At 51.0% G+C, this 11,627-nt stretch carries 10 protein-coding genes; 1 reads left to right on the plus strand and 9 read right to left on the minus strand.

The window, feature by feature from the left end; all coding sequences use genetic code 11:
• Nucleotides 1-42: 42 nt before the first annotated feature.
• Together IE089_RS05005 and IE089_RS15825 are read right to left on the minus strand one after the other, a co-directional pair.
• Nucleotides 43-603 carry a disulfide bond formation protein B gene (locus IE089_RS05005; RefSeq protein WP_189475709.1) on the minus strand — a complete coding sequence of 187 codons (561 nt, stop codon included), beginning with the start codon at nt 601-603 and terminating at the stop codon, nt 43-45.
• Nucleotides 600-758: a DUF5993 family protein gene (locus IE089_RS15825; protein WP_373294700.1), complete on the minus strand. Its 159-nt coding sequence runs from the start codon at nt 756-758 to the stop codon at nt 600-602. The genes IE089_RS05005 and IE089_RS15825 overlap by 4 nt, the downstream gene beginning before the upstream one ends.
• Before the next feature lie 387 nt (nt 759-1,145).
• On the opposite strand from IE089_RS15825, the gene IE089_RS05010 reads away from it, so the two are divergent.
• Nucleotides 1,146-1,781 carry an NAD(P)-dependent oxidoreductase gene (locus tag IE089_RS05010; RefSeq protein ID WP_189475711.1) on the plus strand — a complete coding sequence of 212 codons (636 nt, stop codon included), beginning with the start codon at nt 1,146-1,148 and terminating at the stop codon, nt 1,779-1,781.
• Between the two features lie 100 nt (nt 1,782-1,881).
• Here the strand turns inward: IE089_RS05010 and IE089_RS05015 are convergent, their stop codons facing one another.
• The 7 genes from IE089_RS05015 to IE089_RS05045 all read right to left on the minus strand — a co-directional run bounded on the left by IE089_RS05015 (nt 1,882) and on the right by IE089_RS05045 (nt 11,518).
• Entirely contained in the window at nt 1,882-3,117 is a 1,236-nt protein-coding gene (locus tag IE089_RS05015; RefSeq protein WP_189475713.1) for a cytochrome P450, read from the minus strand.
• A gap of 1,097 nt (nt 3,118-4,214) precedes the next feature.
• A complete protein-coding gene (locus tag IE089_RS05020) occupies nt 4,215-5,219 on the minus strand; it encodes an SDR family oxidoreductase (RefSeq protein ID WP_189475714.1) in 1,005 nt (334 codons plus the stop codon).
• A gap of 947 nt (nt 5,220-6,166) precedes the next feature.
• A complete protein-coding gene (locus IE089_RS05025) occupies nt 6,167-6,637 on the minus strand; it encodes a Mov34/MPN/PAD-1 family protein (protein WP_189475716.1) in 471 nt (156 codons plus the stop codon).
• Between the two features lie 3 nt (nt 6,638-6,640).
• Complete coding sequence (locus IE089_RS05030; RefSeq protein WP_189475718.1) at nt 6,641-8,404, minus strand: ThiF family adenylyltransferase; 1,764 nt, start codon at nt 8,402-8,404, stop codon at nt 6,641-6,643.
• A complete protein-coding gene (locus IE089_RS05035; RefSeq protein WP_189475721.1) occupies nt 8,401-9,447 on the minus strand; it encodes a cyclic GMP-AMP synthase DncV-like nucleotidyltransferase in 1,047 nt (348 codons plus the stop codon). The genes IE089_RS05030 and IE089_RS05035 overlap by 4 nt, the downstream gene beginning before the upstream one ends.
• A gap of 13 nt (nt 9,448-9,460) precedes the next feature.
• Nucleotides 9,461-10,564 carry a CBASS cGAMP-activated phospholipase gene (locus IE089_RS05040; RefSeq protein WP_189475723.1) on the minus strand — a complete coding sequence of 368 codons (1,104 nt, stop codon included), beginning with the start codon at nt 10,562-10,564 and terminating at the stop codon, nt 9,461-9,463.
• Nucleotides 10,565-10,783: 219 nt separating this feature from the next.
• The gene (locus tag IE089_RS05045) at nt 10,784-11,518 is read right to left on the minus strand and encodes a tyrosine-type recombinase/integrase (RefSeq protein WP_189475725.1); all 735 of its coding nucleotides are present in this window, start codon (nt 11,516-11,518) and stop codon (nt 10,784-10,786) included.
• Nucleotides 11,519-11,627 lie beyond the last annotated feature (109 nt).

Raw genomic sequence — 11,627 nt, forward strand, 5'->3', positions numbered from 1 at the left:
TTTCCCAAAAAACACTTTCGCACCGTTGGCGCGTCACTGAAACTAGGACATCAGCCAATATCCCACGGGGTCATCCGGACAGACGCCCGGTCCACACAATGCAAACGTCGATAGGAAATTCAATGCCACTATCATAATGGCCGACGCGATACTCAACTTGCAGAGCCAGGTTTGTTCGCTCCAGGCTAAGCGTTTCACTGAGCTTCCGTACTGCGCCTGAAAGCTTGCGAGTACAGCGATCCCGAAAATGATTGTGCCGAAGAGAATAAAAGCCCACGTGTAGAAATGTAACCCCAAAAATGGCTCTCCATAGGCTGGAGTACCAGGGATAACGTGCAAACTCACTTGTCGCAATGCAGCCGCGCCTCCGCAGAGACCAGCCACGACGGAAAAACCATAGTGGGCCATATGGCTGCCCAACACTACGTTCATCAACAACCCGATGGCCACCGCAACGAAGCCGACACGCTGCAACAAACAAAGAGGGCAGGGGAGCTCACGCATATAAAACTGATCAGCGAGGGCAAAGGCGAGAACGAGGCATATCGCTATGATCCCCAGTGCATTAAGAGCACGGAAAACTGCGTCTGGTGAGGTTTTCATAGAAGAATACTCAACGTGTCACTTGCGTGGTATCGCAGCCACAACAACATGATCATTAGAGAGAGATAGCCCATGACGAGCCCTAAACTCGGTCGAGGGGAAAATATCACGAGCAAGCCGGCCAGCAAGAATAGTAAAAACAAGAGCGACATCATAACGGTTACACTTAAAAGCGATCTTTATTGAAGTGTAGCCTATGATTTCCACTATGATTACCACCTTAGCAACAGCGTTGCCAGACTGCTCTATAGCAAGCGCGTCGCGAGGCGAATGATAAGGCTTAACCTCTCGGAGTCATGACAAAGAGCCAATCAGTGGTCAGTGAAAGGTAAATATAAACGGTTAATGTGCTGGTGCGTTTTGACATGCTGAACTAAGGAGAGCCCATGACAGTTGAGCATCAGGGTGATCTCGCTGTGCGACATTGCGCTCGCCCCGTGATACTAATATTGGCACTATCGGTCTTGGTAGCCTGCTCAGCGGTTGATACACAGCCCAAACCCTATCGGTCCCATCATGGGGCAGGCGGAAATCAGCCCACCGTGGCCATTCTAGGCGCAACCGGGCTCACTGGTGGTTACTTGGTCCGCGAAGCCTTGGAGCGCGGATATAAAGTGAGGGCATTGGTGCGTAATCCAGACAGGCTAGGCTGGCAAACGAACGACGTCTCAATCATCGTTGGCGATGCGCTTGATCCTGCAGCGTTAAGAAAGCTGCTTGAGGGCAGTGATGTCGTGGCAAGCGCGATAGGACCGGTTAGGTCAGACGGTGACGCAGCCAAAATGATAAGCACGAATGTCTCGCGGCTTCTCATAGACATCATGCCGGAATATGCCGTGAGTCGATACATTGTTGTCTCGGGAGCGGGGGTAGAGGTTTCTGGTGATGAACTTAGTGTGACTGGCTGGATGGTGCGTACGCTTGCTGCGCTGAGGTTTCCTTCTACTTTGCGAGACAAACAAGCGGAGTATGAGATGTTAGCGCGAAGTAACGTGCATTGGACGCTCGTTCGGTGTCCGCTTATTCAGGACGAGAAGTACCAACGGCCACCGAATGTATCACTGACGACAGTATCTTCTTTTCATGTTCGTGCCGGAGAGCTGGCGAGTTTCGTTATAGACCAGCTGCAGTCCACAGAATTCATTGGTCAGAGTCCATTTATAGCAAGCTTTCATTGAGAGAATACGAACCGAAGGGGGCAGAGGGGGCAACTACCCTCCGGCTTAGCTGCGCTCAAGAATCAATCGAGACCGCAACCTAGCGCACCGATGAAAGAAGCTATGAGGCTCGCAACACCAAACTTTCAAATCTACGGACGAAAATGCTACGAGCATAAACGGGCGGCTTCTCTGATACGCACTCAAATCGTCTGATATGCTGCAGAATGGTCTCCAAGACTAATTTTGCTTCCATACGAGCCAGACCGGCTCCGATACAGAAATGAGCCCCACGGCCGAACCCAAGGTGTTGGCGAATGTGGCGCCGGTCTAGGCGCAGAGAGTCAGGATCTTCAAAACGGCTGGAGTCGCGATTAGCGGAGGCCCAAAGCAACATCAATCGATCATCAGTCGCCAAGTCATAGCCACCCAACTTGCACGGCCGACGCACAACCCGATAATGAAATTTGAAGGGAGGTTCTAATCGAATAATTTCCTCGATGAACCTTGCAGAAAGTTCAGGCTTTTCCCGCAACACCGTCATTATATTTGAATCTGTCGCCAGGAAATGCAGCATTGAGCCGATGAGTGCTGCCGTAGACTCACCACCTGCACCGAAGAGGACAATAGCCATACCCAGAGCTTGATCTCGGTCAATTTCGCCAGTCGCGATCGCTTGAGCAAGGATATGTACTATGGGCGCTGTCGCTGAGTGATCTGTATCCGCAAGAGCTCGGTCAATGTGCGAGCCCAGGTACTCAGCCATGTCGGATGTCTGTCGTGCTAAAAACTCTAAACGCGTATCGGAAACTTCTCCTGCGAGGATGTCGCCGCCCATCATTGCCCACACGCGATGCCGACATAAATCCTCTTGCGGAAGGCCCAAAAGGTGCGCCACAGTCATTGCCGGTATTTGCTCAATGGCAGGAACGTAGTCCGAGTCTCCTGCCTCGAAAAGTGGCAGAAGTGTAGCAACGATCCAGCGTCGCAATAGTGGCTCTAGAGCAGCGACCTTTCCCGCAAGAAATTGAGGCTGAAGGATGGAGCGGTGTACCGCATGAACGGGATCGTCGGCGGTGGCGATGACCGCGGTTGCACTGCTATTGGGCAGCTCAAAGCACTGCGGCAAATCGTTTGATCCACGGCATAAAACCCCGGTTAGGTTCGCTGAGAAGTCTCGTTCTCGCCCCAAAACCTCTTCAATAAGAGACCAGTTCGAGACAGTATGGACACCAGTATTACAGATCTTGGCCACAGGCAACTGCTCACGCAACCGCTTGTAGAGCTTATGTGGGCGTTCAATTGCCTCGATGGACAGAATCTCATCCGGTACTGAAGAATAATTTGGGGCTCGCACGAAACGTTGCTCGACTATTCATTTATCCATTAGATGGCGATAGCGTAATCCTTCAACGACAGAATTACACCATGGAGGTAAACCTGTCTAAAGCGCAAGACTTGACGGCTGTCTTGTCAGTGGGCTGCTAGCCTGGCGGGTTGCTTAGGCCAACCAGCAATAAGAGACTTAGCGACCTAAAGCGATATGCCCCCGTCATTGACCGAGATTCGGTGTGATTCTAGTTCACCCTTCAAAGCAGTACGGAGTGCCTGGTTTTAATAACCCGTAAAGTTTAACCTTGGACAGAATAGCCGTTGGCACTAGAGTCCTTTGCCGCTGAACTTGGCGAATCAGCGGGCGAAATCTTTATTTAGCGCAACGCTGTGAGTTGATTGAAACGATAAGAATTTGTCAATGGTCGCGCGACTCGAAAAGATTTTGGCTCATCTCCCGAACGACCCAAACGCCTCGTTTTATGAGCTATTCGTGAATCAAAAGCCTCTGCAACATCTGCTTAGAGAGGAGTATCGAGACTCATTTTCAGAGGGGAGATTCAAAGAAACATTTGTCCCGATATTCTCCTCAGAGTGCAGAGATCGATCGGTTACAAAGATTGTCACTATCACTGCAAGCAAAGAATCGAGTGTTAGCCTGGTGCCAATTTACGGCTGTTTGGACGGCTGTTGTGCCTATGTTTATGCAAGGGCTGAGCGCACGAACAGCTGCGTTACATGGACCGGCGTAGGCCGGAATAGCGCGTTTCTGCCCAGTTCGACTACCACTAAACATGAAATCATGTGGTTAGCTAATTTCAGACCCTTGGAATTTAAGGAATCCGTTTATCGCGGCATTTTTGGAGACTTCCATTTCCCGGCGAACTAGCTGCGACTACTGCCTTTTATCGAGATATCCCGAGCAAGTCGGCAAGCGGAGCAGGGCATCTGGATGACAGTTATGATGAATGCGCACCCATAACCCATTGCTGGCCGTGTGGTCTAACATGCATCAACAATCAATCGTTGTGAAACATGCGCAGACCAAAAAGCCAACTTGGCGAATGATACGTTTCGCACTGCATTGTACCTCCAGCCCCCCACGAGCGATGAACCTGCAATCTAAAAGGGCAGGTCGCTCTCCATCTTCCCGTCCAGTATCAATAACCGCTCATCGAGAATTTCCACCAGCTCATCCCGTGTGTATTTGTGTACGGCACCAGCGTTATATTGCAGCAAATCGTTCATAATCTTGTGATTGAACAGCTGCGCCTCAAAAGGGTCCGAAGTGACCAAGTAACGCGCATGGGGTGCCTCATCGAACAATGCGCTCTCGACGGCGGCGGCAACAGGTTCAGGTGTGCTCCATTCGCTACGGTCGATGTCCCCAGCGATCAGGTCTCGACAATATTCAAGATGCTCTCGCATCTGGTCAACCAAGTAGCGGTACTCACGCCCCTCAGCTAACATGCGCCGGCACCGACTTTCGCCGATCTTGGACGAGAAGCCGCCCGGCTCGATACCGATCGAATTTACACCCTCCATGCCAAGTTCTACCGCAAGCGTATCGATCAGGGCCTCTACGGCGTGCTTACTCATCGCATAGTTTCCGTAGCCGGGTAAACCGGCCAGCTCACCCGAGATAGAGCTTATAGTGACAACGCGGCCGCCTGATTCGATAAGAAGTGGGGCAAATGCCTGAGTCACTCGAATCACACCAAAAACGTTTACTTCAAACAGCCACCGGGTGGTGTCTAGGTTGGCTTCCAACATCGGATCGAGATGGTTAACACCGGCATTATTTACCAACCCCCAGAGGCCGTACCCAGCAGCTTCAATCTGTGAAAGCGCCTGGGTCACGTCATCGTCGCTGGTGACATCCAAACGAACGGCTTGAACGTTTTCGATTGCATTGAGCGCGTCGATATCGACTTTTTTTCGTGCGCCGGCGAAGACGAGATATCCCTGGCGCGCTAGGCGCTCTGCAGTCACGCGACCGATACCGCTACTAGCGCCCGTAATCAACACGGGACGGGCGTCGGTGACTTCTTCAGGAAATTCCGCGTTGGCGGTATACGGGAGCGACGCGGTGAGTAACACGCCGATCATGAATCTTACGCAAAGCATCTCATTAGTCCTCGAACCGTGAAATCCAAACGCATTCAGTGTAGCAGCTGAGGTCGGGGATGCAGGCTTGCTCAAACAGCCTGTGGATATGTCTGTGCCCACCTCTTCAATTTAACATAATATATATTATGCGCAGTTGTGGATAATGCGGCGTGGGTCGGCATAGGTGACAAATGGACGAACAAGCAAAGTTCTAAAAATCTCGGCACGAAAGTGTGAAATTACAAAGAAAGTTGTGAAACAAACGTACAGGTCAAAGGCGCCTGCCAGATGCAATTGAGGTCACAAAAGAGTTGAACCGGCACTGTTGCTGAGCTTTCAGATGGGAGCGGATCAAACGAAGTTTCGGTTGTTGCGTTTTCCTAACCGAGAGCACTAGCCAATCTAGTTGGGTTGATTGAGTATCGTTCTTCACCTCGAGCGAGATTGGACTCAGGCCGGCTGCAGTGACGCGCTTTATGAGCCCGATATAGATGAAGCTGTCCCTTCTGGGCAAAGGGTCGGCGGCGAGACGGTTTAGGAGCTATGTAGTCGAATGTAGATAACGAAATATGCCCGATATCGGTGACCGCGAAATTTCGTAAACATGCAACTGTGGAATGGGTTGATTTCTTACTGTCGAGGCCGCGGTCAATGCAAGTTTGACAAGGCACGGGCGTATTTCAATATCGCGGGGAGACATGCAGGCTTGCGTAACAAAGTTGAGGCATTGAATCGTGGCTCCTCTATCCAGTGATGGAGTTGCCGCGGACTCGCTGAACGAATACGCGACGGTTAGCTACACCTACAAACCAACTTTGCGCAGGGGAGTTGGTTTGGGGCGCACCCTGGCTGGGATTGAGGGTCTTGGGGGTGGTCCATTTCAGTGGTGTCCTAGGGCTCCGTCGGGCGGCGCCCTACTCTCTTCCTGAGCGCAAGTTGGTCTACTTCTCATACTTTCATTGTTGCTATTGCAGTAACAGTGGCTCACAGTTCCCAGATTGGCCATGAATGGATATCCAAAGATCCTCCAAATCCCCATTCCCCAAAATGATCATGAGAAAACCCCTTAACTGGTGATCAGATTTATCAAAGATATCTGACATCGTGTGCTTGTCTTGGTTAGAAGGTCTTGGAAAAGGCTCCGGATGCGTATGCCAGTCTCCGACAAAGTGGAGTCCATCATTAAATGCGGCGTCGATATCTTGTTGCTCCTTTTTCCGGTTAGGTCTAAATCCGAAACGGGTTCTCAAGTCACGACGATGCGGCCCTGTTGCCATTTCGACGAGCCAGTGCTTATTGCTTCGAAACAACCTCGCGAACAACTGCCCTCCAGCTTCCTTATCTTTGACTCTGAGCTGGCGATTCTTGGCGAGGTGATCTAGAACTCCTTTTGAAAGCTCTACGGTGAGGTCTTCATTTTCGGTTTTAAAAATCACGCGCTAATCCGCACTACACGTGCATCCGGTTTTCCTGGGTAAGAAATTTGCTGTCAAATAGGCACCGCTTTCGGGATGACCGAACCGCTTAGTCCATTCAGGGTTCCATAACCCCCCGTTTGAATAGACCTGTTGCTTGGGTGCTAGCCAAGTGCGCCACACCGGCGGACAAGATTCGGCGACCAGAACTTCAATAGCAAGCTGGGCAACCATCGCGGCGGCCTGTGATAACTCGATGGCGCCATAGACGCTGGTACCCCCGCCACATCCGTCCGGAGTTGGATCGGATGACCATAGAGTTGCCGGTATAACCTGCTTACCGACGTCATCAAAGCCGCACCTGAAACAGCCCCTATGTTCATGGACCGCCATGGCATGGGAGGCACACGCGTAAGCCTCCATCCACCCAAATAGTACCGGGCAGGCGACTTTCCCTGCTTGACAGAGATCACTGAGTGCGGAGTCGCTGTTCCAATCACCGGTGGTCGAAATCACAAGATCAGAATCTGAGAATAGATCGTTGTCCAACGTATAGTCTTCTAACCAGCGACGCCCAGCTTGACTGCATTCCCGGATTTGAGGCATGTGAGCCTTGATCTGCTGCGCCAGGCTGAAGGCTTTATTTCGATTCACGGAACCGGCGCCCAGTTCATGGCGTGCAATGTTCTCCCAGCCAAGATTCTCCGAGTCGATCAAATGTAACCTGCCAAGTCCCGACTTGGCCAAGAGTTGAGCAACAGATGAACCCAGCGAACCGCAACCGATGATCGTTACTTTCTTGTGCTCTAGCGACGTGGACGTTGAGGTTCCTATCCTTGATTTCCATGCATCCACATTGACTGTTGAGGAGCGTTCGAGCTTGTAGTGTTGGGCAAGGACTGTCGCCGGTACCTTTCCTGAACGAAACCCTTTTGCGTAAGGAAAGGCGCCCTGTCTGTGTCCGTGTTGTTCTCTAGCAGGCTTTCTGATGATTGCCCCAAAATGAACATCCGCTCCGATCGACGCTTTCCCCAACAGTAACACCGCGGCGACTGAAGGCTCATCAGACAATAGTTGATCCAATACATTGAGGCCGTCTCTGGAGTGATCTCTCACTAGGTTTCTAAGATCGCGACAAGAGCACGGGTAGTGACTAGGCAGTGGAAGGCTATCCAGAGATATTACTGCAGCCTTGTACGTTGTTCGGGTATCGGTCTTGCTAGTAAGATTTTCCATCCAACTATGCACAGCATGCGAATTTTCCGCGACTAGACAGTAGGCTTTACCATGCCAGGCAGACACTAGCCTACTATCCTTGTGCGTCAGGTGAAAACGCAGCTGAGGGGCGTTTGGTTCGAGAGATCTGCGCCAATACGCCTTAAAATCGTCGAGGTAGTCTTCTGTGTTCAGCCCAGCAGCGTTGTCTTCAATAAGAGAGTGAGCTTCGTTTAAGACATGCCGTATGACAGCGACCGGGTTATCTGTCGCGATCGCAGCACCGTCACCGGCTAGGCATAGTCGACCACCGCTTTCTACATGTGGCCATGAGAGTGCCTCGTCAGTACCGCCAATAAATACTCTCGGCATCGAGTAGGGAAATTCACGATCAACTAACAATTGCAGGTGAGAGGTATGTTCCGTCGTGAATGGGAACATCCAACCAGCGGCATACCCTTCAAAAACGCTGAGTTCATGTTCTGACAATTCTCGCGCGCCGGTATTCTCATCCGCCAGCCATGTCGCAACTGAGGCGATGGCGTGATGGTATTGGTCATCCAGAAACGTCAAGGCCTATCAGGCCCTGCGTAGCGCCCTCCCCCTGTCTTTCTTACGGCTTTATTGGGAGGCTGAGACGTTTGCCCATTACCCGAGCCGTCATCCGGCTGATTTAAGAACCATGTAGTGTTAAAAAACTTGTTCCACGCGTTCATGGCCTGTTCAAAACTGCAGTCGGAATCATCAAAAATGTCAAGATGTTTCAGATTTTCTGCGAGCTTGCCCCTGAAAAAACCTGGTCTGCCGTCGGTATCGTTGGTAAGCGTCTCGCCCAGCAATACCGGATGCTCTACCACCTCATTAAAGAGCAGTCTTCGGTGTATGTTTTTCATTGTTTGACGTAAAGCGATGTCATCCCGATTAAGGCACGCGTAAAAACTTTCGTGCGCCAATTTCGTCAACATAAACCCCGAGGCAGTGCTCGCTCTCCACGAGTCTCGGCTCTTGGCGAACTTTTTCAGTAAGCGGACTATTCGACGAAATTGCCCTCCGTTGTTCTTGGGAGAATCCGGGCTGAGGTCTTGATTAATAGCCGCAAACCAATGTGTGACCTCGCGAGGGTCTGAGCGTTTCCACGATGAGCTGGCTAGCTCATAGTGCGTCGTCGGTTGTCCTGTCCAGGCATCTTCCACTGTGACCACCCTGTAAGCCGGTACATCAATGTGGTGGCCTTCGCTGTAGTAGACCCGCACGCAATTTTTTAGCACGGCCGGCGGCGTTTTAAACTGAGGTGACGTCTGCAAAGCGTCGCAAACCATTTGCCTTACTTGCAGCGGACTTAGTTCACCACCCTTAGGTCCGTATAGCTTATTGGCATCAAAGTAGACGCCATCATCAATATCGTAATCGTTGTTAGTATCCTGGACCATGGTTTTCATAGCGTAGGACCCCTGAGTTTGGCAACCCAGTGGCTGAGGGGCTTTGTTCTGTGCTAACCCCTCTTTCAGTCGTTTTCTATTGGCGTCCCGCCGTACCTTCATCGCATCGCGGTTGTCAGTACTCAATGTAACCTCGGCGTTGTGGAATCTGGTCATTTGTATAGAACTATCGAACATAATATTGGGTCATCTAAATGATTGAATTCTCTACTGCAGCGATATCAGAAAACACCTGCAAGATAAGGCGTTTAGTCTGATCACCAGTAGTTGCTTCACTGATGTTTTGATCCACTGCTCTCGAGGCGAGGCTTACGAGGGCGCTTATTGCCCGCTCAGAGGGGTTATCAAGCGTAAGATCGCGGGCTATGTTTTCATCCACAAGCGGATCTGAGAGGCGGATATAGCTCACCCCTCCACCAATGTGGTCCGTCAACGCTTTAGCCATGTAGTCATAAGCCTGTGATTGAGCATCCAGCCCCATTTCGAGCATTCCTATTCCAGCCTTCCAGGCTAGTATGCCGCGATCGGACTCTTCCTCTCTAACTGGAGGAGCCTTAAAGGGTGGACATGTGCTTACAGAAACAAGCTCAATTGGCGAACCCTCGGGCGCAAAACTCAGAGCTTCTACTAACGCCACCATTACTGGGTTGTTTGCCCAGAGGCCACCGTCAACAAACCAGTTATGGTTTTCAGTAGGGCTGTTTGGGTCCTTGACTTTATGCAGGGGAAACATAACTGGTGCGGAAGCCGAGGACATACATACGTCAACAAGCCTATAGTCGTTGTCTCGTTGAAGCCGATTATTTGTATTGTCGTGGGGTGTCTTATACACCCGGGCCTTTCGCGTCTCTGCATCAATGGTGGGTACGCATAATGCAATACCCCTTCGCTCGTACATCTCTCCTATAGTTTCTTCTCTGAGCACTTTATATAGTGCGCTGTTGAGGGCATCCTCGGAACCTGAGGACTTAGACCTGTGCGCCCACAACCACCTATAGAATTTCACTCCAGAGGGAGGTGTGGGTGTCGGGGCGGGAAATATTTCTTTAGCTCGTGCTTGATAGAGCTGAATGACTTCTTCAAGGGGTCTTCCTGCTGCAAGTGCGACCGCCAATATTGCCCCGGTGCTCGTCCCGACGATCATATTGAAAGCGCTTCCGATATCTAAATTTTCTTCAACGTCGCTCCCATTTGATCGGGCAACTCTTTGGGCTAAGCCATGCAATAGACAAGCAGAATAGAGTCCCCTTACGCCTCCGCCGTCAATTGACAGAACCCTATACGGCTTTGTCATGTAGCCACCCTCCACTGTGTCAAGATTAACTTCGCTTACTATCCTCAACTATGTAATCGCGAGTCGAGTCATTATCCTAAACCTGAAGCACCGCTTGTGTTACCGAGACAGCTAGGTGGCAAGGCTTGCTAGTAGGTTCGGGTCACACATTGCAATCACTCAAGTTAGTGAGAGACGTTGCAGCATTGACCCAAAGCAGCAATTTTTGACCCACCCGACTCAGTGAAAATCTACCCCTTCCAAGAAGTGGCTAGCGTCTGAGATCAGCACATTGGTATAGATCTCCGTGCACTGAACACTGGAGTGCCCTAGCAACTGGCTAATGTACTTTAAGGGCCGGCCATGCAGAAGCAGATGAATCGCAAAGGAATGCCGGAAGGTGTGCGAGTGAACGCTGAAAGGCGCACCGCCCAAAGACTCCACGAGTCGATTGATCCGGTTGTTCACGGTCTGCCGGGTAATCGGGAAGATGCGCTCTGTGCTGCGGAAGCGCCCTGCCCGGATATGCGTCTGAATGCGATCCAGCAGTATGGGGTCTTTGAGTGGGATATGCCTCACCTTGGACCGCGCTTGCGCCCGCTTGGACGGCCGCCCAGCCCCTTGTTTGAGCGTTTTCAACCGGACTAAGACATCGTAGCCATCGTTACTAAAGCTAGCGGGTGTTAGTGAGAGAACTTCAGACACCCTCCCCCCGACCGTCCACATCAAATCCAGAATCAATCGTTGCTGCGGGTTGTGCTCATTATTGAGCAATTTCACCACTTCGGGCTTTAAAAGGTACGCCGGCATCTCATCGACGGTCTCTAAGACGTAGGGGCGCTTTGCGATTAATCGATCCCAATCAATATGAACCGAGTTAATTGGAAACGCATTTGCGACCACGGGCCGTTCTTGGAACAGCTTTTCACGGGCCTGCGGTGAAAATACATTACGAGTCGGGTAAAAATTGTCCATTTAACATGAAGTTTTGGAAATGCAGTGATTAGAAAATAGTTGATGTATGGGATCTGTCAATCTCAGATACACGCAAAAGCAAGCCTAAAGCGCCGATTCGTGCTTCTTA

The organism is Parahalioglobus pacificus, from assembly GCF_014652275.1.
GTDB classification, from domain to species: Bacteria; Pseudomonadota; Gammaproteobacteria; order Pseudomonadales; family Halieaceae; genus Parahalioglobus; species Parahalioglobus pacificus.